This is a genomic window from Pseudomonas sp. C 49-2, assembly GCF_003970195.1.
Taxonomy (GTDB): domain Bacteria; phylum Pseudomonadota; class Gammaproteobacteria; order Pseudomonadales; family Pseudomonadaceae; genus Aquipseudomonas; species Aquipseudomonas canadensis.
Map to the genome: position 1 here is coordinate 60,899 of NZ_RXYG01000016.1, position 22,544 is coordinate 83,442.

24 protein-coding genes and 1 pseudogene are annotated in these 22,544 nt (G+C 60.7%); 8 read left to right on the forward strand and 17 right to left on the reverse strand.

The genetic code is table 11. The features are described from left to right. Nucleotides 1-30 precede the first annotated feature (30 nt). Both rpmA and rplU read right to left on the reverse strand, forming a co-directional pair. On the reverse strand, nucleotides 31-288 hold the full coding sequence (gene rpmA, locus EJ576_RS25365; RefSeq protein WP_003176049.1) for a 50S ribosomal protein L27: 258 nt from the start codon (nucleotides 286-288) through the stop codon (nucleotides 31-33). Nucleotides 289-322: 34 nt separating this feature from the next. Next, entirely contained in the window at nucleotides 323-637 is a 315-nt protein-coding gene (gene rplU / locus EJ576_RS25370; RefSeq protein ID WP_007950961.1) for a 50S ribosomal protein L21, read from the reverse strand. A 239-nt stretch (nucleotides 638-876) separates the two neighbouring features. Here rplU and EJ576_RS25375 point away from each other — a divergent pair, with 239 nt between their 5' ends. The 3 genes from EJ576_RS25375 (at nucleotide 877) to EJ576_RS25385 (ending at nucleotide 2,722) form a co-directional block, all read left to right on the forward strand. Continuing rightward, complete coding sequence (locus EJ576_RS25375) at nucleotides 877-1,845, forward strand: polyprenyl synthetase family protein (protein WP_123477920.1); 969 nt, start codon at nucleotides 877-879, stop codon at nucleotides 1,843-1,845. 115 nt (nucleotides 1,846-1,960) lie between these two features. After that, on the forward strand, nucleotides 1,961-2,302 hold the full coding sequence (locus tag EJ576_RS25380; protein WP_027617845.1) for a zinc ribbon domain-containing protein YjdM: 342 nt from the start codon (nucleotides 1,961-1,963) through the stop codon (nucleotides 2,300-2,302). 162 nt (nucleotides 2,303-2,464) lie between these two features. Then, the gene (locus EJ576_RS25385) at nucleotides 2,465-2,722 is read left to right on the forward strand and encodes a hypothetical protein (RefSeq protein WP_028617909.1); all 258 of its coding nucleotides are present in this window, start codon (nucleotides 2,465-2,467) and stop codon (nucleotides 2,720-2,722) included. 139 nt (nucleotides 2,723-2,861) lie between these two features. Here the strand turns inward: EJ576_RS25385 and EJ576_RS25390 are convergent, their stop codons facing one another. After that, the gene (locus EJ576_RS25390; RefSeq protein ID WP_017477811.1) at nucleotides 2,862-3,479 is read right to left on the reverse strand and encodes an FKBP-type peptidyl-prolyl cis-trans isomerase; all 618 of its coding nucleotides are present in this window, start codon (nucleotides 3,477-3,479) and stop codon (nucleotides 2,862-2,864) included. 384 nt (nucleotides 3,480-3,863) lie between these two features. Here EJ576_RS25390 and EJ576_RS30335 point away from each other — a divergent pair. Together EJ576_RS30335 and EJ576_RS30340 are read left to right on the forward strand one after the other, a co-directional pair. Beyond that, nucleotides 3,864-4,793, forward strand: a pseudogene (locus EJ576_RS30335) (methyl-accepting chemotaxis protein); the annotation flags it as partial. Continuing rightward, on the forward strand, nucleotides 4,785-5,648 hold the full coding sequence (locus EJ576_RS30340) for a methyl-accepting chemotaxis protein (RefSeq protein WP_371923957.1): 864 nt from the start codon (nucleotides 4,785-4,787) through the stop codon (nucleotides 5,646-5,648). The pseudogene EJ576_RS30335 and the gene EJ576_RS30340, both read left to right, overlap by 9 nt. Nucleotides 5,649-5,844: 196 nt before the next feature. Here EJ576_RS30340 and EJ576_RS25400 read toward each other — a convergent pair whose 3' ends face one another. Genes EJ576_RS25400 through EJ576_RS25415 form a run of 4 tightly spaced genes read right to left on the reverse strand, consistent with a single transcriptional unit; the run spans nucleotide 5,845 to nucleotide 9,944 of the window. Continuing rightward, nucleotides 5,845-6,213, reverse strand: a complete 369-nt coding sequence (locus EJ576_RS25400) for a glyoxalase superfamily protein (protein ID WP_126571416.1) — start codon at nucleotides 6,211-6,213, stop codon at nucleotides 5,845-5,847. A gap of 29 nt (nucleotides 6,214-6,242) precedes the next feature. Further along, nucleotides 6,243-7,706 carry an amidohydrolase family protein gene (locus tag EJ576_RS25405; RefSeq protein ID WP_068937257.1) on the reverse strand — a complete coding sequence of 488 codons (1,464 nt, stop codon included), beginning with the start codon at nucleotides 7,704-7,706 and terminating at the stop codon, nucleotides 6,243-6,245. A gap of 1 nt (nucleotide 7,707) precedes the next feature. Further along, nucleotides 7,708-8,568, reverse strand: a complete 861-nt coding sequence (locus EJ576_RS25410) for a MurR/RpiR family transcriptional regulator (RefSeq protein ID WP_126571417.1) — start codon at nucleotides 8,566-8,568, stop codon at nucleotides 7,708-7,710. A 26-nt stretch (nucleotides 8,569-8,594) separates the two neighbouring features. Further along, a complete protein-coding gene (locus EJ576_RS25415) occupies nucleotides 8,595-9,944 on the reverse strand; it encodes a gluconate:H+ symporter (protein WP_178083568.1) in 1,350 nt (449 codons plus the stop codon). Nucleotides 9,945-10,192: 248 nt separating this feature from the next. On the opposite strand from EJ576_RS25415, the gene EJ576_RS25420 reads away from it, so the two are divergent. Further along, the gene (locus EJ576_RS25420; protein WP_126571419.1) at nucleotides 10,193-10,573 is read left to right on the forward strand and encodes a lysozyme inhibitor LprI family protein; all 381 of its coding nucleotides are present in this window, start codon (nucleotides 10,193-10,195) and stop codon (nucleotides 10,571-10,573) included. 4 nt (nucleotides 10,574-10,577) lie between these two features. On the opposite strand, the gene EJ576_RS25425 is transcribed toward EJ576_RS25420, so the two are convergent. The 5 genes from EJ576_RS25425 to EJ576_RS25445 form a co-directional block, all read right to left on the reverse strand. Then, the gene (locus EJ576_RS25425; protein WP_126571420.1) at nucleotides 10,578-12,023 is read right to left on the reverse strand and encodes a SulP family inorganic anion transporter; all 1,446 of its coding nucleotides are present in this window, start codon (nucleotides 12,021-12,023) and stop codon (nucleotides 10,578-10,580) included. A gap of 209 nt (nucleotides 12,024-12,232) precedes the next feature. Then, on the reverse strand, nucleotides 12,233-13,126 hold the full coding sequence (locus tag EJ576_RS25430; protein ID WP_126571421.1) for an NAD-dependent epimerase/dehydratase family protein: 894 nt from the start codon (nucleotides 13,124-13,126) through the stop codon (nucleotides 12,233-12,235). 103 nt (nucleotides 13,127-13,229) lie between these two features. Then, nucleotides 13,230-14,126 carry a LysR family transcriptional regulator gene (locus tag EJ576_RS25435; protein ID WP_123477907.1) on the reverse strand — a complete coding sequence of 299 codons (897 nt, stop codon included), beginning with the start codon at nucleotides 14,124-14,126 and terminating at the stop codon, nucleotides 13,230-13,232. Nucleotides 14,127-14,156: 30 nt separating this feature from the next. Next, nucleotides 14,157-14,747, reverse strand: coding sequence for an NAD(P)H-dependent oxidoreductase (locus tag EJ576_RS25440; protein WP_028617920.1), 591 nt, complete (start codon nucleotides 14,745-14,747; stop codon nucleotides 14,157-14,159). Between the two features lie 120 nt (nucleotides 14,748-14,867). Continuing rightward, the gene (locus EJ576_RS25445; protein WP_126571422.1) at nucleotides 14,868-15,632 is read right to left on the reverse strand and encodes a sulfite exporter TauE/SafE family protein; all 765 of its coding nucleotides are present in this window, start codon (nucleotides 15,630-15,632) and stop codon (nucleotides 14,868-14,870) included. Nucleotides 15,633-15,814: 182 nt separating this feature from the next. On the opposite strand from EJ576_RS25445, the gene EJ576_RS25450 reads away from it, so the two are divergent. Beyond that, entirely contained in the window at nucleotides 15,815-16,705 is an 891-nt protein-coding gene (locus tag EJ576_RS25450) for a LysR family transcriptional regulator (protein ID WP_126571423.1), read from the forward strand. Here the strand turns inward: EJ576_RS25450 and EJ576_RS25455 are convergent. Together EJ576_RS25455 and kynU are read right to left on the reverse strand one after the other, a co-directional pair. Continuing rightward, entirely contained in the window at nucleotides 16,651-18,057 is a 1,407-nt protein-coding gene (locus EJ576_RS25455; RefSeq protein ID WP_028617923.1) for an amino acid permease, read from the reverse strand. The genes EJ576_RS25450 and EJ576_RS25455 overlap by 55 nt on opposite strands. A gap of 137 nt (nucleotides 18,058-18,194) precedes the next feature. After that, nucleotides 18,195-19,445: a kynureninase gene (kynU, locus tag EJ576_RS25460; protein WP_126571424.1), complete on the reverse strand. Its 1,251-nt coding sequence runs from the start codon at nucleotides 19,443-19,445 to the stop codon at nucleotides 18,195-18,197. 144 nt (nucleotides 19,446-19,589) lie between these two features. Between kynU and EJ576_RS25465 the strand changes: the two genes are divergently transcribed. Then, a complete protein-coding gene (locus EJ576_RS25465) occupies nucleotides 19,590-20,063 on the forward strand; it encodes an Lrp/AsnC family transcriptional regulator (protein ID WP_016974903.1) in 474 nt (157 codons plus the stop codon). 56 nt (nucleotides 20,064-20,119) lie between these two features. Here the strand turns inward: EJ576_RS25465 and catA are convergent, their stop codons facing one another. Genes catA through EJ576_RS25480 form a run of 3 tightly spaced genes read right to left on the reverse strand, consistent with a single transcriptional unit; the run spans nucleotide 20,120 to nucleotide 22,521 of the window. Then, the gene (catA, locus tag EJ576_RS25470; RefSeq protein ID WP_028617925.1) at nucleotides 20,120-21,049 is read right to left on the reverse strand and encodes a catechol 1,2-dioxygenase; all 930 of its coding nucleotides are present in this window, start codon (nucleotides 21,047-21,049) and stop codon (nucleotides 20,120-20,122) included. Between the two features lie 41 nt (nucleotides 21,050-21,090). Then, a complete protein-coding gene (catC, locus tag EJ576_RS25475) occupies nucleotides 21,091-21,381 on the reverse strand; it encodes a muconolactone Delta-isomerase (RefSeq protein WP_016974901.1) in 291 nt (96 codons plus the stop codon). A gap of 12 nt (nucleotides 21,382-21,393) precedes the next feature. After that, nucleotides 21,394-22,521, reverse strand: coding sequence for a muconate cycloisomerase family protein (locus tag EJ576_RS25480; RefSeq protein WP_028617926.1), 1,128 nt, complete (start codon nucleotides 22,519-22,521; stop codon nucleotides 21,394-21,396). Nucleotides 22,522-22,544 lie beyond the last annotated feature (23 nt).

Below are 22,544 nucleotides of genomic sequence, written 5' to 3' on the forward strand. Positions count from 1 at the left end.
CAAGACAGGGCTTTTCCAGCGATCTCGCAATTAAGCTGCGACAACGCTCACGTAACGGCGGTTGAACGCGCCTTTTACTTCAAACTTGATCACGCCTTCGATTTTCGCGAAGAGGGTGTGATCTTTACCCATGCCAACACCGTAACCGGCGTGGAATTGGGTGCCGCGCTGACGCACGATGATGTTGCCCGGAATGATTTTCTGGCCGCCATACATCTTCACGCCAAGGCGTTTGGCTTCTGAGTCGCGACCGTTACGGGTACTACCACCAGCTTTTTTGTGTGCCATGAGTCAATTCTCCTAGTGAGGAATTAGGCTGAAATTAAGCCTGAATACCGGTGATTTTGATCTCGGTGTACCACTGGCGGTGGCCCATACGCTTCATGTGGTGCTTACGACGACGGAACTTGATGATGCGGACTTTATCGTGACGACCTTGGGAGATCACTTCAGCCACAACGGTAGCGCCAGCAACAACTGGAGCGCCGATGTTCACGTCATCGCCATTGGCGACCAACAGAACGCGATCAAAAGTAACGGATTCGCCGGTAGCGACTTCCAGTTTTTCGATCTTCAGGTATTCACCTGGGGCGACTTTGTATTGCTTGCCACCAGTAACAATTACTGCGTACGACATGGTATTTCTCCGATAATCCTGCTCACCCAGCGCTTTATAAGAAGAGGTATTGGCTGGCATGGCTGCATGGGATGGACGTCCCGAATGCAATTGCGTAAGGCAGGTGCTGCCCAGGAAGTTCAGGGTGCGCGATTGTACGCAAGGCTTTGATGCGTTGCAAGTGGCCGTCTATCGCGCCTTGACACTACGGGGCGTGGGTCCTAGCATGCCGCGCAACCCTTCTGGAGCGACTGTCGCTGATGCAACCCCAAGCTTTCTACCGCGCGGTCGCGGACGATTTTAGCGCCGTCGACGGCATCATCAAGCAGCAGCTGACGTCTAAAGTGCCGCTGGTCTCCAAAATTGGTGACTATATTACGTCGGCGGGCGGTAAGCGCCTGCGTCCTTTATTAGTGCTGCTGTGCGGCAAGGCCCTGGGTCGCGAAGGCGATGACCTGCGCCTGCTGGCGGCCACTATCGAATTCCTGCACACCGCCACCCTGCTGCATGACGACGTCGTCGACATGTCCGGCATGCGCCGTGGGCGCGAGACCGCCAATGCCATGTGGGGCAACGCCCCTAGTGTGCTGGTGGGTGACTTCCTGTACTCGCGCTCGTTCGAAATGATGGTTGAACTCGGCTCGATGCCGGTGATGAAGATTCTTTCACAGGCCACCCGCATCATCGCCGAAGGCGAAGTGCTGCAACTGTCGAAGGTCCGTGACGCCAGCACCACCGAAGAAACCTACATGGAAGTGATTCGCGGCAAAACCGCGATGCTCTTCGAAGCCTCCACCCACAGCGCCGCCGCGCTGTGCGGCGCAACGTCCGAACAGGCCGAAGCCCTGCGCACCTTTGGAGACCACCTGGGCGTGGCGTTCCAACTGGTCGACGACCTGCTCGACTACAAGGGCGACGCTGAAACCCTGGGCAAGAACGTCGGTGATGACCTGGCCGAAGGCAAGCCGACCCTGCCGCTGATCTACACCATGCGCGAAGGCACGCCGGAACAGGCCGCCCTGGTGCGCAAGGCGATCCAGAAAGGCGGGATCGAAGACCTGGAGGCCATCCGTGCCGCCGTGGAAGCCTCGGGTTCGCTGGAGTACACCGCACAACTGGCACGTGACTACGTGGCCCGTGCCATCCAGTGCCTGGAAGCCCTGCCCGCCAGCGAATACCGCGACGCCCTGGTCGAGCTGAGTGAATTCGCGGTCGCGCGTACTCACTAAAGCGCGGTCTATGTGGGAGGGCCCCCTCCCACATTTAGATTTCATACAACCTGTAAGACTGCAAAACCCTATATAATGTGCGCCCTTTAGCCATCCTGACTCTCAAGGAGCCCTAGTGAGCACGTTGCCACCTTGCCCGAAATGCAATTCCGAATACACCTACGAAGACGGCGCCCAGCTGATCTGCCCGGAATGCGCCCATGAGTGGTCCGCCAATGGCGAGGCCGAAGCGGCTAGCGACGAGACCGTGAAGAAAGACTCCGTCGGCAATGTGCTGCAGGACGGCGACACCATCACCGTGATCAAGGACCTCAAGGTCAAGGGGACTTCCCTGGTGGTGAAGGTCGGCACCAAGGTCAAGAACATCCGCCTGTGCGACGGCGACCACGATATCGACTGCAAGATCGACGGTATCGGCCCGATGAAGCTCAAGTCCGAGTTCGTGCGCAAAGTCTGAATATGCTGCCCCCCATCCCGCGCCCGCCGCGGGATGGCGTTTCGCCCTCCCGTTTGATCCCGCGCAATATCCACACAGAAAAACCCAGAAACCGCCAATAGGCACTTGCTATTCTACGAATAAGAATTATTCTCATTGAAACCCATCAAGGAGATGAGACCCATGACTTATTTGATAGATGCCTGGCTGGACCGCCCACAGCCTTACCTGCGGATCCTGCATAGGGAAACCGGTGAAGTCTGTGCCGTGCTGGAAGAAGAAGCGCTGAATGAACTGCAGGACCAGGGCGACCTGGACGTCAATGGGCTGAGTTCGAGCGAACCTGGCGTGTTGAAGGAAGTGGTGCGCAATCTGTTTCTGTTTTGCTATGCCCGAGCGTTGCGCCCGGCGACAGAGCTGAATGGCAAGTTCCATCCATGAGCGAGGTTGAGTGCACCTGCTTTATGTCGGAGCTGGCTTGCCTGCGATAGCATCAACTCGGTAAGACATCAGACCAAGTCGCCGGCATCGCGGACAAGCCCGGCTCCCACATAAAGCCAGGCGCAGTAATCAGCAGGTCTTACAGAACGTCGAGCAGCTCGACGTCAAACACCAGAACGCTGTGCGGCGGGATGCTGCCAACGCCTTGAGCGCCGTAAGCCAGTTCGCTCGGCACGTACAGGCGCCATTTGCTGCCGGCATTCATCAGTTGCAGGGCTTCGGTCCAGCCGGCGATCACGCCGCCCACCGGGAATTCCGCAGGCTGGCCGCGCTCGTAGGAGCTGTCGAACACAGTCCCGTCGATCAGGGTGCCGTGGTAGTGAGTGCGCACTTGATCTTCACGGGTCGGCTTGGCGCCGTCACCGGCGGTCAGCACTTCGAATTGCAGGCCGGAAGCCAGAGTGGTGATGCCATCACGCTTGGCGTTTTCAGCCAGGAAAGCCAGGCCTTCGCCAGCAGCGGCTTCAGCTTTGGCAGCCGCTTCGGCTTGCATGATTTCGCGGATAACCTTGAAGCTGGCAGCCATTTGCTCTTGGTCAACACGGCTTGGCTTACCGGCGAAGGCGTCGGTCAGGCCGGCCAGGATTGCGTCCAGGCTCACACCCGGTGGCGGGTTGTCGCGCAGTTGGTCGCCCAACTGACGGCCGATACCGTAGCTGACGCGGGTTTCGTCGGTGGACAGATTAACTTCGGACATGAAGAGGCTCCGCTGTAGGACAACACGGTTTCCCGCGCAATCCAGAACTAAAAGGGTCCGCAGACTAGCACACAAGACCGGCCCAAGATCAGCCCCCTCCCCGGCCAGCCACTGCGGCGGCGACCCTTCGTCGCACCTTACGAATTAGCATTTCAGATTCAACACCTGCCGCCGATACAGCCCTACACAGCAGCTGGCTCCAAAACCAATAACCGTCCAGCACCCCCCATCATTCTTGCGGAGCATTCGATGAATAGCTGGTTCGGCAACATTAGCGTCAATCTCAAACTGGGCCTGGGCTTCGGCCTGGTACTGGTCCTCACCTCGATCCTGGCCCTGACCGGCTGGACCAGCCTGGGCGGCCTGATTGATCGCAGCAACTGGATGAGCGACATCACTCAGCTCAATGCGTCGTTGACCAAGCTACGTATCGTGCGCCTGCAGTACATGCTCGCCAACGGCGATGAAGCCGTGGCCCAGAACGTACAGACCAACCTGGATGCGTTCGCTGCCCAGCAACAGAAGCTGCTCGACAGCTTCAAAAGCCCGGAAAACCTCAAGCTGCTCAACGAGCAAAAGTCCATCATCACCGCTTACCAGCAGTCGCTGAACAAAATGCGTGAGGCCTACCGTAACGGCAACGCCTCGCGCCAAGTGATGGGCGACAAGGCGGATATCGCCAATGCGCAGATCAACGCATTGGAAACCAGCGTGAAGCAAATGCCCGACAGTTCGGAGCACCTGGCGCAGTTCCAGGCGGTGGCCGACGCCAAGATGCAGTTCCAGTTGGCTCGCTATGAAGTACGCGGCTACACCGGTAACGTCAGCCCGGAGACCGAAGCACGCGCGGCTGCACAGATTGAAAAAGCCATCGCCGGCGTGAAAGACCTCAGCGCCGCATTCGGCGCCAGCCAGCAAAGCGCGCTGACCGCGTTGGAAACGGCCCTGGGCGCCTATCGCAGCGCCGTTCAGAACTACAAGGCAGCCAACGCCAACATCGTCACTGCGCGCGCCGAAATGACCACCCAGGGCGCTGATATCGTCACGATCAGCGACAAACTGTATGACATCCAACTGACCCGCCGCGACGCAGAAAGCGCCCAGGCCCGCAGCCTTCAACTGATCAGCACCTTGTTGGCCCTGTTGGTTGGCGTGATCGCAGCATGGGTCATCACCCGCCAGATCACCCGCCCGATCCAGGAAACGCTGGCGGTGGTGGAGCGCATTGCCTCCGGCGACTTGAGCCACAACATCCAGGTCACTCGTCGCGATGAACTGGGCGTGCTGCAACAAGGCATCCAGCGCATGGGCACCACCTTGCGTGAGCTGATCAGCGGTATTCGTGACGGCGTGACACAGATCGCCAGCGCCGCCGAAGAACTGTCGGCCGTGACCGAGCAGACCAGCGCCGGCGTAAACAGTCAGAAGATCGAGACCGACCAGGTCGCCACCGCGATGCACGAAATGACTGCCACCGTGCAGGAAGTGGCGCGCAACGCGGAGCAAGCGTCCCAGGCCGCCGCCGATGCCGATGGCCAAGCCCGCGCAGGCGACAAGGTGGTGGCCGAGGCCATCGCCCAGATCGAGCGTCTGGCCGCTGAAGTGGCGCGTTCCACCGACGCCATGACCCACCTGCAACAAGAGAGCAACAAGATCGGCAGCGTGATGGACGTGATCAAGGCCGTCGCCGAACAGACCAACCTGCTGGCCCTCAACGCGGCGATCGAAGCCGCGCGGGCTGGTGAAGCCGGGCGTGGGTTTGCCGTGGTCGCCGACGAAGTGCGCGGCCTGGCCCAGCGCACGCAAAAATCCACCGAGGAAATCGAAGGCCTGGTCGCCGGTTTGCAGAACGGCACCCAACAAGTGGCCAACGTGATGAACAACAGCCGCAGCCTGACCGACAGCAGTGTCGAGCTGACGCGCAAGGCCGGTGTGTCACTGGAGAACATCACCCGTACGGTGTCGAATATCCAGTCGATGAACCAGCAGATTGCCGCCGCCGCCGAGCAGCAAAGCGCCGTGGCTGAAGAGATCAGCCGCAGCATTGTGAATGTGCGGGATGTGTCGGAGCAGACCGCTACGGCGAGTGACGAGACGGCCAAGTCGAGTGTTGAACTGGCGCGCTTGGGTAGCCAGTTGCAGCAGATGGTCAGCCATTTCCGGGTGTAAGAAACCAAAAAGCCGCCTTGGTACACCGAGGCGGCCCTCCCTAGGTGGGGCCTTACCTCCAGCGCACTTACCGGAACACGTGCGCCTTAGGACGCAGGTCGAATGCGCCGTTTGAGATCGCAACCCCAGCCACTAACTGGGATTGCAAAAAAAACCGCCCTACTAAGGCGGTTTTTTATTGCCTGAGATTTACCCCTCAGCCCTCGCCTTCCTCAACAAACACCACCCGATTCCCAAACGGGTCCTTGATGCTCATCTCCCGCGAGCCCCATGGTGTTTCCTCAACCCCAGGCTTGGCATACCGATAGTCCTTGCCCGCCAACTGCTGCTGATAGGCGTCCACGCCTTGCGCCTGAATTCGCACCGCCGCACCCGGCGACGCATCACCATGATGCTCAGTCAGATGCAACACACAGTCGCCCAACGACACCTGCAAATACAGCGGGAAATTGGCCTCGAAACGATGCTGCCAATCCACCTTGAATCCCAGGAAGTCGACGTAGAATTCCAACGCCTTGGCCTCGTCGAAAATCCGCAGGATGGGGATGACTTTTCCTAAGTGCATGGCGACCGCTCCGTTTAAATGAGCCCCCACTATAGAGACGAAAACCCCCGACGCAAATCCCCACTGCGTGCCAGGAAGCGACCCGGCCGCTGACCGTTCGCCTGCCCATCGCTGTAGCTCAGCACGCCGTTGACCCACACCCCGTCAATGCCTTCCGCTGCGCGCTGCGGCTCCTTGAAGTCCGCCACATCGCGCACGCGCAACGGGTCGAACAACACCAGGTCGGCCCAGTGCCCTTCGCGGATTTCACCCCGCTCCGCCAGGCCAAAACGCGCGGCTGAAAGGCCCGTCATCTTGTGCACGGCGGTATGCAATGGGAACAACCCGACATCCCGGCTGAAATGCCCCAACACCCGTGGAAACGCACCCCACAAACGCGGATGTGGGAACGGATCTTCCGGCAGCCCATCCGACCCGACCATCGACAACGGATGCGCCAGGATGCGCCGCACATCCGCCTCATCCATTCCGTAGTACACCGCGCCTGCCGGTTGTAGCCGACGGGCTGCGTCCATCAACGAAACATCCCACTCAGCGGCGATATCCTGCAAATCACGCCCGCCCATTTCCGGGTGTGGTGTCGACCAGGTGATGGTGATCCGAAAGGCGTCAGTCACCTGCTTGAGATCCAGGGTCGAAGAACTCGCCGCATAGGGGTAGCAATCACACCCCACGGGATGGGTTTTAGCCGCCAGTTCCAGCGACGCCAACAACTGCGGGCTACGCCCCCAGTTACCGGCGCCGGCACATTTGAGGTGGGAAATGATCACCGGCGCCTTGGCATGCCGGCCGATCAGGAACGCCTCGTCCATCGCCTCCAGCACCGGCTCGAATTCACTGCGCAAATGGGTGGTGTACACCGCGCCGAAAGCGGTGAGTGCTTCACTCAGTTGCAGCACTTCATCGGTCTCGGCGTTGAACGCGCTGGCGTAGGCCAAGCCTGTGGATAAACCAAGGGCACCGTCTTCGAGACTCTCTTGCAACTGCGCGCGCATGGCGGCAATTTCATCCGCTGAGGCAGTGCGGTGCAGGTCATCCATATGGTTGCTGCGCAGCGCCGTATGGCCGACCAACGCCGCGACGTTGACCGCCGGGTGAGCGTTCTCGACCGCCGTGCGATAGTCGGTGAAACGCGGATACACAAACGCCGAAGCACTGCCCAGCAGGTTCATCGGATCCGGCGGATCACTGCGCAACGTCACCGGCGACGCGCTGATGCCACAGTTGCCGACAATCACCGTGGTCACACCCTGGCTCAGTTTGGGCAGCATCTGCGGATGGCGGATCACCACGGTATCGTCGTGGGTATGCACGTCGATAAACCCCGGCGCCAGCACCCGTCCGCACGCCTCGATTTCATGCTCGGCCACAGCCGTCGACAAGTCGCCGATCGTCTCGATGCGCCCGTCGCGCAGCCCCACATCGGCGACGTAGCCTGGGGTGTTACTGCCATCAATGATCAGCGCCTGGCGGATCAACGTGTCGTACTTCATATCAGTCTCCAAGCGGCAGGCTGTCGGGGCCGCCGCGATAATCGTCCAGGGCCAGCTTGATCCGGCGCAGGCGTTCCTGGTTGTCGTCCGGCAGGGCCAATGCCAGCTCGGTGGCGAGCAAGTCGATGGCCAGCAGCATTCCGTAGCGCGCCGCGGTGGGCTTGTAGATAAAACTGGTTTCGGCCGGTTGCAGCGGCAGCAGCACGTCCGCCAACTGGGCCAGGGGCGACTCGGCCAGGGTGATGGCGACAATGCGCGCGTCGTAGTTGCGTGCCAGCGTCACCACGTCCAACAACTCGGGGGTGAGGCCGGTCAGGGAGCACACGATCAACGCATGTTCCGGTCCCAGCGTTGCCGCCGTGACGCGCATCATTACCGGGTCATGGCAGGCGGCAATCGGATAACCCAGGCGTACCAGGCGCACTTGCAACTCATCGCTGCACAGGCTCGACGGGCCGCCCATGCCGAACGCATGGATCATCCGCGCCTTGCCCAACAGGCTCACTGCATCGACGAAACCCGCCTGGTTGAACCCCGACAAGTGCTGACGCAACGTCGCCTCGATATCCCCCAGGATCTGCCGATGAAACGCCGACTGCTCCGGCAACCCCGCAGGGTCGAGGAAGCGACTGCCGACCCCGCTGGCCTGGGCCAATTGCAGACGCAAATCCCGCAGATCCCGGCAACCCACACTGCGCGCGAACCGCGACAAGGTGGCCGTACTGACCTCGGCCCGCTGGGACAACGCTTCCAGGCTGGCCGACGCGGCAAAGCCCACGTCATCGAGCATCAGCTTGGCGATACGCCCTTCACCGGCGCTGAAAGAGTCCTGGCGGGCGCGGATCTGGTAGAGGATGTCCATGGGGGCTCCGGGTTACAGAATGCGGCTCATAAAACAAGAGACAGGCCGTAGGTGAGACCGAAGGCGACTAAAGAAATCAGGGTCTCCAACACGGTCCAGGTCTTGAAGGTCTGGATCACCGTCATATTGAAGTATTCCTTGATCAGCCAGAAGCCGCCGTCGTTCACGTGGGAAAAGATCACCGAACCCGCGCCGGTGGCCAGCACCAGCAATTCAGGGTGTGGATAACCCAGGCCCATGGCAACCGGTGCTACCACGCCGGACGCGGTGGTCATGGCGACGGTGGCCGAGCCCGTGGCAATACGCATCAGCGCGGCAAACAGCCAACCCATTACCAAAGGCGACAGCTGGAAAGCATGGGCCAGGCCGAGAATTTCGTTGGTCACACCCGCATCCACCAGGATGCGATTCAAACCGCCGCCCGCGCCCACCAGCAGGGTGATACTCGCGGTCGGCGCGAGGCATTCGTTGGTGAACTTGAGGATCGACTCGCGGTTGAAGCCTTGGGCGATACCCAAGGTCCAGAAGCTCACCAAGGTCGCCACCAGCAGCGCGATCACCGAGTTGCCGATAAACAATAGGAACTGGTTGAAACCGGTACCCGGCGTGGAAATCACGTTGGCCCAACCGCCGATCATCATCAGCACCACCGGCAATAGGATGGTGCCCATGGTCAGCGTGAAACTCGGCAAGCGAGTACGCGGTTCGCGCTCGATGAATTGGCGTTCCAGCGGGTTTTCCGCCGGCAGATGAATACGCGGCACGATGAATTTGGCGTAGACGGGACCTGCGATGATTGCCGTCGGAATACCGATCAGGATGGCGTAGAGCACGGTCTGCCCCACCGACGCGTTGTACGCCAGCACTGCCATCATCGCCGCCGGGTGCGGTGGCACCAGCGCATGCACCACCGACAGGCCGGCGACCATCGGCAAACCGACCATCAGGATCGATACGCCTACACGGCGCGCCACGGTAAAGGCAATCGGCACCAGCAGCACAAAACCGACCTCGAAAAACAGCGGCAGCCCTACCAGGAAGGCGATGCACACCATGGCCCAGTGCGCATTGCGCTCGCCGAAACGGTTGATCAACGTGCGTGCCACCTGCTCGGCGCCGCCGGACTCGGCCATCATCTTGCCGAGCATGGTGCCCAGCGCCACGACCAGGGCGATATGCCCCAGGGTCTTGCCGACGCCTGCTTCGTAGGAACCCATGATGGTGTCCGCCGGCATCCCGGCCATCAGCGCCAGGCCGATGGATACCAGGGTGATGACGATAAACGGATTGAGCCGGTAACGTGCAATCAGCACGATCAAAGCAATGATGGCGATGGCAGCGTATGCCAATAGCCCGAAGCCCGGTGATGCGGCCATGCGGTACTCCTCGGAAAGGGTCACGTCGAATTGGTTGTGAAACTCATAAATCATTACCGAAGAGTATTTTCAATTTTTATGAAAGTAATTTTCGCCCACGGATAAGCGCTGTCGCGTTGGGATATGCCCAACGGTCGCCTATGAAAATTCGGGGAGTGTTCTTACATGAACATCAGAAGATGCTGGAAACTCAAACGCCGCCATCGAGTCATAGAATGCGCCTCCCCTCATGCCCAGGAAAACCGACCATGATTCGCACCTCCCTAGCCGTCAGCGCTTTGTTTCTCGCCCTGTGCGGCAGTGCCGCGGCCGCTGATAACGCGACGTTGAAAAAATGCATGGACAGCGCCAACACGACCGCGGACATGGTTAATTGCAACGCCAAGGAAGCCAAGGTCCAGGACACGCGCCTGAACAAGGCCTACAAGACCGCCCTCGCCGCCCAGGAAGGTGCGCGCAAGCAGCAACTGCAAGACGTGCAGCGCCTGTGGATAAAATACCGTGATGCCAACTGCGGCTTCGCCGGCTCCGCGACCGGCGGCACCATCGACCAGGTCAACGGCTCCGGCTGCGTGCTGGACATGACCCAGACCCGCGCCCAGGAACTCGAAGACCTGGTCGGGCCGTGATCACTTACTCATGATGGACCCGGGCGCGCTTGAGCAGTTTCTTGCAGCGCTCCGACAAATGCAGTACCCGCAGGTGCTTGCCGGCTTTGGTGTAACGCTCACGCAGGGTCATCAGCGCCGCAATCGCTGAATAGTCGACAAAGCTCAGGTGACGGCAATCCAGCGTCACCTGGGCCGGGTCGTTGGCCGGGTCGAACCTGTTGAGGAACGGCGTGGTCGAGGCAAAAAACAAGGTGCCATGCAGGCGATAGAGCTTGCTGCCATCGGCCTCCAGGTGTTCATCGGCATACAGCTCGCGCGCCTGTTGCCAGGCGAAGTTCAGCGCCGCAATCACAATCCCGCACATCACGGCCGTGGCCAGGTCGGTGAACACGGTGATCACCGTCACCGCGATAATCACCAGCACGTCATTCAACGGCACCTTGTTGATCACCCGCAAGGACGCCCAGGCGAAGGTCTGCTGTGACACCACAAACATCACGCCCACCAGCGCCGCCAGCGGGATCCGCTCGATAAACGGCGACAGGAACAGGATGAACAGCAAGATCATCACCCCGGCAAACACCCCGGAAAAACGCCCGCGCCCGCCGGAGCTGAGGTTGATCACGGTTTGCCCGATCATCGCGCAACCGCCCATGCCGCCAAACAGGCCCGAGACCATATTCGCCGCGCCCAGCGCCACGCTTTCGCGGTCGGGGTAGCCACGGGTCTCGGTGATTTCGTCGGTGAGATTCAGGGTGAGCAGGGTTTCCAGCAGGCCGACCATGGCCATCAGGAACGCGTACGGCGCGACGATGGCGAGGGTTTCCAGGGTCCAGGGGATTTGCGGCAGGGCAAAGGTGGGCAGGCCACCAGCGATATGGGCCATGTCGCCCAGGGTGCGGGTCGGCAGGCCGAGCAGGTACACCGCCAGGCCCACGCCGAGGATCGCCACCAATGCAGGCGGCACCGCGCGGGTGATGCGTGGCAGCAGGTAGACGATGACCATGGTCACCAACACCAGGCCGATCATCACGTACAGGGGCGTGCCGCTGAGCCAGTGTTCACCGCTCTTGAAGTGCTCCAACTGCGCCAGGGCAATGATGATCGCCAGGCCATTCACGAACCCTAGCATTACCGGGTGCGGCACCATGCGCACCAGCTTGCCCAGGCGCAGCAGGCCGAAGGCGACCATGATCAACCCGCCCAGCAACACCGTCGCCAGCAGGTATTCCACACCGTGTTGCACCACCAGCGCCACGATCACCACCGCCATCGAGCCGGCCGCACCGGACACCATGCCGGGTCTGCCGCCGAACAATGCCGTAAGGGTGCAGATGATAAAGGCGCCATAGAGCCCCATCAGCGGATTGAGGTGGGCCACGAGGGCAAAAGCGATGCATTCGGGCAGCAGCGCAAAAGACGTGGTGAGGCCGGCCAGGGCATCGGCGCGCAGACGGGTGAGATTCATGAGGTACCAGGGCATTGCGGGGGATAAGGCGGGGAATGGTACGGAATTGAAGGGAATGGGGCTAGTCTCGAAGACCGTATCGTCCCCTTCGCGAGCAAGCCCGCTCCCACATTTGACCGAGTTCCAGCTTTGGAATGCAGTCAGTGTGGAAGCGGCGGTGCGACGATTCGACTTGCTCGCGAAAGAAGCGCCCCGGTATCAAGCGAACATCACACCATCTCGTGGCGAATCCACTCCACCACCGACGTACGCTTCGGCACCCAGCCCAGCAACTCACGGGCATGCTTGCCACGCACCCGGCTGTTGGAGCCCAGGCCATAGTTGGCCATTTCGTAGCCCCACTCGGCTTCAGCATCGGCCAATGGCCAATCCTGGGGTTTGCCCAGATCCAGGGCTTCGGCGATGGCGGTGGTCATGTCGCTAAACGCCGCCTCGCTGCTTTCCACAAAGTAGAAGGTGCCCGGTACGTTCTTGTTCAGTGCCAGCAGGTACAGCGCCACCACGTCGTCAATGTGCACGTTGGACCAGATGTTCTGCCCACTGCCCACATGGCGCACCACCCCACTCTTGCGCGCCTGCTTGAGCAGACGCGGCAATTGCACGCTGTCGCGCTTCACGCCCAGGCTGTGACCGTAGATCAGGGTGTTGCAGATCACCGCCGAGTTCACGCCTTCGTTGGCAGCCGCCAGGATCAGGTTGTCGATGGCAACGCGAGCGGCTTTGTCGACGGTCGGCTCCGGCAAGTTATCTTCGAAGTAGATGACATCGCTGGACTTGCCGCCCGACGCATCCCCCACGATGCTTGAACCGCTGGTGTGCAGGAATGGCTTGTTCGAGCCCTTCAACGCTGCCAGCAGGGTTTCCACGGCTGCGCGATGGTCGCTGCTGGCGGCATTGATCACGGCATCGGCCTTTTGCGCTTGCTCGGTCAATACAGCGTCGTCATCCAGGGTGCCGATCACTGGGGTGATACCCAATGCGGTCATCTCGGCCGCCTGCTCGGCGCTGCGCACCAGGCCAGTCACGCTGTGGCCTGCCTTGACCAGGCCGGTTGCGATGGAACCCCCGATAAAACCTGCTGCGCCGGTTACGAATACGTTCATGGAGAGTGCTCCTGAGTGAGTAAGTGATGGGACCAGTATCAAGGGCCGATCCCTGACGAATAAGCCCTTATTGCCCAATTCACTCTTGCGCGAAGGTCACGAATCAGCAGGCATACCGCGCCAGCTTGGCCTGGATGAAGTCGAGGAAACACTGGATGCGCAACGCCAGCTGCGAGTTACGGTAGAACACCGCATGGATCGGCTGACGATAACCGCTGTTGAACGCTTCCAAGACCGGCACCAGGCGCCCGGCTTCAATGTCGTCGATGGTCATGAAGTTCGACAGGCAGCAGATGCCCTGCCCTTCAAGCGCCAAATGACGCACGGTTTCACCGCTGGACGCGGCCACGCCGGGCTGGATCAACCAGCGGTCGCCCTCCACATGGCGCAGCGGCCAGTGGTTGAGGGTCTCGGTCTGGGTGAACCCCAGCAAGGTGTGGTCCGCCAATTCGGCAACCGTGTTCGGCGTGCCGTGTTGCTTGAGGTAGTCAGGGCTGGCGAGGATATGCAGCGGCGTGCAGCCGAGCGCGCGCGCATGCAGGGTGGAGTCGGCCAACGCACCGATGCGGATGGCGATGTCAGTACTCTGCTCCAACAGGTCGATGATCAGGTCATCGCTGTTCAGCTCCAGCTGGATATCCGGGTAAAGACTGCGAAACTCCGCGATATACGGCACGATCCCATGCAGCATAAAGGGCACCGCCGCATTGATGCGCAGGCGCCCCGCCGGTTTTTTCTGGCGTGACGACAGGCGCTCTTCCAGCTCATCCATCTGCGCCAGGATCACTTTGGCCTGTTCGAAGAAGTACTTGCCCTCCTCGGTCAGGTCCATGCGTCGCGTGGTGCGGTTGATCAGCGTGGTGTCGAGCTTGGCTTCCAGGCGCGACAAGGTGCGGCTGACCGCCGAGGGCGTCTGCCCGACCTGTTCTGCGGCAGCGGAAATCGAACCGCATTCAATCACGCTGACGAAGATCTGTAGCTCATCGGATCGGGCTTTCACAGGCGCTCCTCGTTATCGGTTCACAGCAGCTTACACCGAGAAATTGAACACCTGCGCCAGATGCTGCTCATAGCGTGCTACGTCAGCCTCGATCGCCGGGCGCTTCATCACGTCCACGCACAAGAAGGTCGGCAGGCCGGTCATGCCAAGGAATTCGTTGGCCTTGTGGAACGGGAAATACACCGCGTCCACACCCTTGGCTTCGAAGAAGTCGGTCGGGTCGTCGAAGGCTTGCTGCGGCGCGTTCCAGGTCAGCGAGAGCATGTACTGCTTGCCCTGGATCAGGCCGCCGCTGCCATATTTCTGCGAGGCATCGGAGCGCGTGCGGCCGTCGCTGGCGTACAGGCTGCCGTGGCCTTCGGTGAAGACTTCGTCGATGTATTTCTTGACGATCCACGGCGCGCCCATCCACCAGCCGGGCATCTGGTAGATGATCACGTCGGCCCAGAGAAATTTTGCGACTTCTTCGGCCACGTCGTAGCCTTCGTCGATGTGAGTGACTTTGACGTCGAGGCCGGCGCGGTCCAGCACGGCCACGGCGGCATCATGCAGGGTGGTGTTGTAGCGGCCATCGGAGTGAGCGAATTTTTTGCCGCCGTTGAGCAGGAGGATTTTTTTCATGGGAGGGCATCCAGAAGGGTTAAAAATGTCTGCCGGCAGGCTATCGACATTGGCCCCTCGGAATAAGCGGCGGCACGGCAAAATACATTTGACCGCAAAGCACGAATTCACCACCCATTGTTAACCGCTGATCAGCAGATGCGCGCCCAGCAAGGCCATGCCGACGAAAAACACGCGCTTGAACAACACGGCACTGATGCGCTGACGCACCGCCTGGCCCAGCCACATGCCCAGCAGTGCCGGCACCAGCGCCAGCAGTGACGCGTTGATTTCACCCCCACCGAGGGTGCCGCGCCAGGCCAGCCCCGCCGCCAATGCCAGGGTGGAAGCCGTGAACGACAGCCCCAGCGCCTGTACCAACTGATCACGGTTCAAGCCCAGGGCCTGCAGATAGGGCACAGCTGGAATCACGAACACACCGGTCGCTGAAGTGATGACTCCCGTGATGACCCCGCACAGAGGGCCCAGCCAACGTTCAGTCTCAGGTTTTACCTTGAGCGTCGGCAGGAACAATCCGCTCAGCGCATACACCAGCAACGCACCGCCCAACGCATGGCCCACCCAGCTTCCCCCGCTCATGCCCAGCCACAGCGTGCCAAACCCGGTGCCGAGGAAGATCAGCAGCAGCATGGGCCACAGGCGTTTGAGCAACGCACTCAGATGCCCACCGAACGCCAATTGCCACAGGTTGGTGATCGTCGAAGGGATGATCAGCAACGCCGCAGCCTGCGCCGGTAACATAGCCAGGCCGAGCAAGCCCATGGAGACTGTCGGCAAGCCCAGGCCGATAACACCCTTGACGGTGCCGGCCAGCACGAAGGTGCCGATCACCAGCAGGGTCAAGGCGGGGCCGATTTGTTGGTAGAACGCGAGGAAGGTATTCATGGGGGGATTGTGCGGCTTTTCGCTGAAGGCTGAAATTCGCCATATACTGAGGCAGCCTCTTGTTTTGTGAGAGGCTGATGCCGCCTTCGCGAGCAAGCCCGCTCCCATATTTGAAATGCGTTCCAAATGTGGGAGCGGGCTTGCTCGCGAAGGGGCCAGTCCAGCCACCCGAGAACCCCGGCATGCACTTTGACCTGATCGACCTGCGGCTTTATCTGCACATCCTCGACACCGGCAACATCACCGCTGGCGCCGGGCGCAGCCATTTGTCCCTGGCCGCCGCGAGTGCGCGTATCCGGGCGATGGAGGCTTCGCTGGGTATCGATTTCCTGGAGCGTAACCGTCGAGGTGTCACCCCAACGCCCGCCGGCAAAGCCCTGGCCCGTCACGCACGCCTGTTACTGCAACAGGCCGAACACCTGCAGCAGGACCTCGCGGAATACGCCAACGGCATCAAAGGCCAGGTGCGCTTGCTGTGCAATACCACCGCCCTCAGCGAATACCTGCCGGAACTGCTGGCAGACTTTCTATGCGAGCACCCCAACCTCGACATCGACCTGCAAGAGCTGCCAAGCCTGCGTATCACCCAGGCCTTGCGCCAGGGCACGGCGGATCTTGGGATCATCTCCGACGCCGTGGACACCCACGGCCTGCAGACCCAGCCCTTCCGTGATGACCCGCTGGTGCTGATCGCGCCACTGGATCATCCGTTCACCGAGGGGAGTTTTGTCGATAGCCTGCAACACGAATTTGTCGGCCTCGCCACGCACAGCGCGTTGACGGTTTACCTCGAAGAACAGGCACTGCACGCGGGTTTCCGCCTGCAGACTCGCATCCGTGCCGAGGGCTTTGACGGGGTGATTCGCATGGTCGCCCGTGGCGCTGGCTTGGGCATCGTGCCCCAAGCCGCGCTGGAGCGCTGGCCGCAGAAGCGCACCTTCAAGGCCCACCCTCTGCAAGAAGAGTGGGCCTGTCGGAAACTGCTGTTATGCGCGCGCTCGTTCGAACAGCTGCCCGGTTATGCCAAGGCCTTGTTCGACGCCTTGGCCCTGCCCTTGCGGAAAAACCCGTAATACACCGCCGACAGAATCAACAGGAACGGCACACCAAACACCAGGGTCATCTTGAACGCCTCGGTGAAATACGTGGTGATCATCACCGCGCCCATCAGCACCAGACCCAGCGACGTGCTGTAGGGAAACAGCCGCAGTTGGAACGACAGCTTCGGCCCACCGTGACGCTTGCGGTAGCGACGGAAAAACAGGTGGGTGAGGAAGATCATGAACCAGGTGAAGATCGCGCCAAACATCGAGATCGCCATCATCAGGGTGAACGAGCTTTCCGGGTACACAACGTTGAGCAACGTCGCCAGCGCAATGCCCGAGCTGGACAACAGCAACGCGTTCAGCGGGATGCCACTCTTGCTCAACGCACCCATGGATTTGGGGGCAAAGCCGGCGCGGGACAGGCTGAACATCATGCGGGTAGTGATGTAGAGCTGGCTGTTCATCGCCGAGAGCGCCGCGATCAGGATCACGAAGTTCATCACCCCGGTGGCGCCGGGAATGCCGATGGTCTGCATCACCGTGACGAACGGGCTCTGGGTTTGTCCAGCCTGGTTCCAAGGCACGATGGCCAGCATCAGCGCCAGGGTCAGCAGGTAAAACACCACCAGCCGCACGATGGTGGCGCGGAAGGCTTTCTTCACCGCCTGTTCCGGATCAGCGGCTTCACCGGCCGCCACGGCAATCATCTCCACGCTCAGGTAGCTGAAGATCGACACGATGACCGCGATCCACATACCGCTCAGGCCATGGGGGAAAAAGCCGTCGTGGGCCGTATAGTTCTGCACCCCGTATTCCGGGTTGCCGGAGCCGAACACCACGTACACGGCGAGGATGATGAAGCCGACAATGGCGCTGATCTTGATCGTCGAAAACCAGTATTCGAAGTTGCCGAAGGTCTTCACGCTGATCGCATTGAGCAGGATCAATACGCTGGAAAACGACACGATCCACACCCATTCCGGCACGTTGGCGAACCAGTACTTCATGTACATCGCCACCGCTGTGACCTCGGCGCCCACCGCCAGCACAATCGCCGCCCAGTAGGCATAACGCACCAGGAACCCGGCCAGCGGGCTGATGTAGAACTCGGCGTACGCACCAAAGGAACCCGAGGTGGAATGGGCCACCGTCATCTCCGCCAGGCAGCCCATCAACAGCAAGGTGATCAATGCGCCAATGGCATAGCTCACCAAGACGCTGGGCCCGGCATAACCGATGGCGTAGGCGCTGCCCATGAACAGCCCAGTGCCAATGGCGCCGCCGATGGCGATCATGCTCATCTGGCCGGAAGTGAGCTGGCGCCGCAGGCCCAGTTCGCGGTGGGTGATCTCTGCAAAGCCGTTGTCTGGCGTGGTCACGTGGGGTGCCCCTTTATTATTGTGATTGTTGTTGCTGACGCTGAACCCTGTGGGAGCTGGCTTGCCTGCGATGGCGATGGTGCATTCACCACCGTCATCGCAGGCAAGCCAGCTCCCACATTTTGATCGGCGTTATGTCAGGTGACACTGTTGCGGACTTTGAATTGCGGTTGATTCCAGGTGTGGTTGTCGAGGATATCGCCGAGGATTTCCACAGCGTCAAACACCTCGGTAAAGCTGGTGTACAAAGGCGTAAAACCAAACCGCATGATGCGCGGCTCACGGTAATCACCGATCACCCCACGGGCGATCAAGGCCTGGATCACCGCGTAGCCTTCGGGGTGTTCGAAGCTCACATGACTGCCGCGCCTGGCGTGCTCACGTGGGGTGATCAACTTCAAGTCATGGGCAGCGCAACGGGCCTCGACCAACGCGATAAACAGGTCGGTCAACGCCAGGGACTTGCTGCGCAAACTCGCCATATCGGTCTGGGCAAAAATCTCCAGCCCACATTCAACCATCGCCAGCGAAGTGATCGGCTGCGTGCCACACAGGTAGCGAGCGATGCCGGCACTCGGTGCATAAGTCGACTCCATGGCGAACTGCCGGGTATGCCCGAACCAGCCTGACAACGGCTGGCGCACCACATCCACCAACGCCGGGTTGACCCACACAAACGCCTGGGAACCCGGGCCGCCGTTGAGGTACTTGTAGGTGCAGCCGATCGCATAATCGGCGCCCGCCTGATGCAGGTCGATAGGCACCGCGCCCGCCGAGTGCGCCAGGTCCCAGATGCTCAGCGCACCGCACTCATGGCTCAAGGCGGTCAGCGCCTGCATGTCGTACATGTAGCCGGTCTTGTAGTTGACGTGGGTGAGCATCACCACCGCCACGTCCTGGTCGATGGCCTGGGGCAGTTCATCCGGGCTGCTCACCAGGCGCAGGGAATAGCCCTGCTGCAGCAGTTCGGCCAGGCCCTCGGCGATGTACAGGTCGGTGGGAAAGTTGCTCGCCTCGCTGACGATGACCTTGCGATGCGGCTGGCGTTGACGCTGCACAGCCAACGCGGCGCTCAGCACCTTGAACAGGTTGATCGAGGTGGTATCGGTGATCACCACTTCGTTGTCGCGCGCGCCAATCAACGGCGCCAGGCGATTGCCCAGGCGTTGGGACAAATCCGCCCAGCCCGCGCTGTTCCAACTGCGGATCAGCCCGTTGCCCCACTCTTCGGCAATCACCGCCTGCGCCCGCGCCAACGCCGCCACCGGGCGTGCGCCGAGGGAGTTGCCGTCGAGGTAGATCACGCCCTGCGGCAAGGCGAACTGGCGGCGCAAGGGCGCCAGTGGGTCTTGGGCATCGAGGGCTTGGCAATGGCTTCGAGTGGTCATGGGCGATCCTGGTTTTTATAAGTAAGAATGGACCAAATAATGAACGAAGTTTTAGAGAATTTTCGTGCAAAGTGAGTAGCAACAGGCTAATTAAGCTGTAGGAAATTCGAATTTAACCCCCAAACACGCGGATTTATTCTAACCATGATTCTCGACGCCACCGACCTGCGCCTCCTGCATTTCCTGCAACAGGATGGCCGCATCAGCAACCAGGAACTGGCAGAAAAAGTCGCGCTGTCGCCGTCCGCCTGCCTGCGCCGTTTGCGCTTGCTGGAGAGCGAGGGAATCATCAGCGGCTATCGCGCGGTGTTGAACGCAGAGCAACTGGGGATTGAACTGGAGGCCATCGTCCACCTGTCTTTGCGCCAGGATGTGGAGGATTGGCATGAGACGTTCATCAAGAAGGTGCAGGGCTGGCCGGAAGTGGCCAGCGCCTATGTGATCACCGGCGCCAGCAACTATGTGCTGCGGGTGCAGGCACGCAACCTCAAGCACTTTTCGGACTTTATCGTGAACCACCTGAACCGCACGGCGGGGGTGATGGATATACGCTCGGAGATTGTGTTGCAGAAGATCAAGGACCGGGATGAGGTGCTTGACCTGGTCATCCGCAAATAGCGGCAACACCACAAAATTCTGTGGGAGCAAGCCCGCTCCCACATTTTTAACCGTGTTTAATCTTCCAAAGCACGCACGCGCTGCATGCGCTTTTGCTCTACCGGCGCATCCGCCACTTGCAACTCAAAGTCAAAATCAATCTGCGCAAACCGCCCTTCCACGCCAAACTCTCGCGCCAACTGCGGATCTTCACTGAAGCGAATCTCGGCGATCAACTCATCCCGCGTCGCATAGGCAAAATCATCATGCAGGTACGGGTCATCCGACAGGTTGATCTGCGTGGTCAGGTGCCGATGCCCCGGCGCCGAAATGAAGAAGTGAATATGCGCCGGCCGCTGCCCGTGGCGCCCCAGTTGATCAAGCAATTGCTGAGTCGGCCCGGTCGGCGGGCAGCCGTAGCCGGATGGCACGATACTGCGGAATCGGTAGTTGCCCTGGGCATCAGTCTCGATGCGTCGGCGCAGGTTGAATTCGGACTGTGTCGGATCGAACCACGAATACGTACCACCGGTATTGGCCTGCCACACATCCACAATCGCCCCAGCCAGCGGCTTGCCCTCGGTGTCACGCACTTGCCCGCGCATGAACAGCGGCACCGCTTCATCGTTGCCATCATCCAACCGTGCCTCGACCTTCGACAGCGGCGCACCGGCCACATACAACGGGCCTTCGATGGTGCGCGGCGTACCACCGGATTTGCCGGCCTCCTCATCGGCCGCGTCCATCAACAGGTCGAGGTAATGCTCCAGGCCAAGCCCGGCGGCGAGCAGACCGGCTTCCTGGTTCTTGCCCAAGTCGTTCAGATAGTTGACCGCCTTCCAGAATTCTTCCGGGGTCACTTCCAGGTCTTCGATGATGTTCACGGTGTCGCGCAGGATCCGGTAAATCAGCGCCTTGGTGCGCGGGTTACCGCCGTCGTTGAGGTTGCCGCTGGCTTCTTCGAGAAACTGTTGGGCATGGGCAGTCTGGGACAGTCGGATGGACATGGTGCATTCCTCATCTTGTAGTTATTAGGGTGAAAACCGGCTTAGCGGTCATCCTCATGGATCGACGACGGGTGACGGCACAGGGCATTCACTTCGATGGCCATGTAGGGAAAGAGCGGCAGTTGCATCAGCAAATCGTGCAGGTCCTGCACGCTGTCGACATCGAACACGCTGTAGTTGGCGTAGTGCCCGGCGATGCGCCACAGGTGGCGCCATTTGCCTTCCTGTTGCAGGCGCTGCGCCAAGGCTTTTTCCTCGGCCTTGAGGCCAGCGGCGCGCTCGGGGTTCATATCGAGGGGCAGGTTCACGGTCATTTTTACGTGGAACAACATGGCAGGTGCCTCTTAGTGTTTGTCACGACGGAAGAACGCCAGACGCTCTTCATCGATGGCCAGGCCCAGGCCCGGTGCGGTGGAGACATGCAGCTGGAAATCGCGGTACACCGGCGGCTCGGTGAGGATGTCTTCGGTGAGCAACAACGGGCCGAACAGTTCGGTGTCCCACGCCAGTTTGCTCAGCGTGAGAAAGGCATGGGCCGACGCCAGGGTGCCGATGCCGCCTTCCAGCATGGTGCCGCCGTACAGGCCGATGCCCGCCGCTTCGGCAATCGCCGCCGTACGCAACACCGCACGCGGGCCGCCGTTCTTGGCGATCTTGAGGGCGAACACCGAGGCCGCACCTTCGCGGGCCAGGTTGAACGCATCCTCGACACACTCGATGGATTCATCCGCCATGATCGGCGCCGGGCTCGACAGGTTGAGCCGCGCCATGCCGCCCCGGTTGTTGCGTGAGATGGGCTGCTCGATCAGGTCGATGCCGTTGTCGCCGAGCACCTTGCACGCCCGCAATGCCACCGCCTCGTCCCAGGCCTGGTTGACATCGACGCGCACACTGGCGCGGTCGCCCAGGGCTTTTTTGATCGCGATCACATGGGCCAAGTCGTGGCTGACTTCACCGGCGCCGATCTTCAATTTGAAAATGCGGTGGCGGCGCAGGTCGAGCATTTTTTCGGCTTCGGCAATGTCCTTTTCCGTGTTGCCGCTGGCCAGGGTCCAGGCCACCGGCAAGGCATCGCGCACACGGCCGCCGAGCAGTTCGCTGACCGGCAGGTTCAGGCGTTTGCCCAGGGCATCGAGCAAGGCGCTTTCGATCCCGGACTTGGCAAAGGTGTTGCCGCGAATGCTGCGCTCCAGGCGCAACATGGCCGCGTTGATATTGCTCGCGTCTTGGCCGATCAGCAGCGGCGCGAAGTGGCGGTCGATGTTGACCTTGATGCTGTCGGGGCTTTCGTTGCCGTAGCTCAGGCCGCCAATGGTGGTGGCCTCGCCAATGCCTTCGATGCCGTCGGCGCAGCGCAGGCGGATGACCACCAAGGTCTGGTTTTGCATCGTGTGCATCGCCAGCTTGTGCGGGCGGATGGTGGGGAGGTCGACGATGATCGTGTCGATCGACTCGATGGCGCAAATCGGCATGGCTATACCCGTTGGGTTCTTTA

Bases quoted from the DNA above. Each gene is read 5' to 3' on its own strand.
- EJ576_RS25385 (WP_028617909.1), top strand. From the start codon at position 2,465: ATGACTTATTTGATAGATGCCTGGCTGGACCGCCCACAGCCTTACCTG.
- EJ576_RS25430 (WP_126571421.1), bottom strand. From the start codon at position 13,126: ATGAACGTATTCGTAACCGGCGCAGCAGGTTTTATCGGGGGTTCCATC.
- EJ576_RS25450 (WP_126571423.1), top strand. From the start codon at position 15,815: ATGCACTTTGACCTGATCGACCTGCGGCTTTATCTGCACATCCTCGAC.
- EJ576_RS25415 (WP_178083568.1), bottom strand. From the start codon at position 9,944: ATGGCCGCATCACCGGGCTTCGGGCTATTGGCATACGCTGCCATCGCC.
- EJ576_RS25480 (WP_028617926.1), bottom strand. From the start codon at position 22,521: ATGCCGATTTGCGCCATCGAGTCGATCGACACGATCATCGTCGACCTC.
- EJ576_RS25375 (WP_123477920.1), top strand. From the start codon at position 877: ATGCAACCCCAAGCTTTCTACCGCGCGGTCGCGGACGATTTTAGCGCC.
- EJ576_RS25400 (WP_126571416.1), bottom strand. From the start codon at position 6,213: ATGCACTTAGGAAAAGTCATCCCCATCCTGCGGATTTTCGACGAGGCC.
- EJ576_RS30340 (WP_371923957.1), top strand. From the start codon at position 4,785: ATGGGCACCACCTTGCGTGAGCTGATCAGCGGTATTCGTGACGGCGTG.
- EJ576_RS25445 (WP_126571422.1), bottom strand. From the start codon at position 15,632: ATGAATACCTTCCTCGCGTTCTACCAACAAATCGGCCCCGCCTTGACC.
- catC (WP_016974901.1), bottom strand. From the start codon at position 21,381: ATGTTGTTCCACGTAAAAATGACCGTGAACCTGCCCCTCGATATGAAC.
- EJ576_RS25390 (WP_017477811.1), bottom strand. From the start codon at position 3,479: ATGTCCGAAGTTAATCTGTCCACCGACGAAACCCGCGTCAGCTACGGT.
- catA (WP_028617925.1), bottom strand. From the start codon at position 21,049: ATGTCCATCCGACTGTCCCAGACTGCCCATGCCCAACAGTTTCTCGAA.
- rpmA (WP_003176049.1), bottom strand. From the start codon at position 288: ATGGCACACAAAAAAGCTGGTGGTAGTACCCGTAACGGTCGCGACTCA.
- EJ576_RS25425 (WP_126571420.1), bottom strand. From the start codon at position 12,023: ATGAATCTCACCCGTCTGCGCGCCGATGCCCTGGCCGGCCTCACCACG.
- EJ576_RS25420 (WP_126571419.1), top strand. From the start codon at position 10,193: ATGATTCGCACCTCCCTAGCCGTCAGCGCTTTGTTTCTCGCCCTGTGC.
- EJ576_RS25405 (WP_068937257.1), bottom strand. From the start codon at position 7,706: ATGAAGTACGACACGTTGATCCGCCAGGCGCTGATCATTGATGGCAGT.
- EJ576_RS25465 (WP_016974903.1), top strand. From the start codon at position 19,590: ATGATTCTCGACGCCACCGACCTGCGCCTCCTGCATTTCCTGCAACAG.
- kynU (WP_126571424.1), bottom strand. From the start codon at position 19,445: ATGACCACTCGAAGCCATTGCCAAGCCCTCGATGCCCAAGACCCACTG.
- EJ576_RS25440 (WP_028617920.1), bottom strand. From the start codon at position 14,747: ATGAAAAAAATCCTCCTGCTCAACGGCGGCAAAAAATTCGCTCACTCC.
- rplU (WP_007950961.1), bottom strand. From the start codon at position 637: ATGTCGTACGCAGTAATTGTTACTGGTGGCAAGCAATACAAAGTCGCC.
- EJ576_RS25410 (WP_126571417.1), bottom strand. From the start codon at position 8,568: ATGGACATCCTCTACCAGATCCGCGCCCGCCAGGACTCTTTCAGCGCC.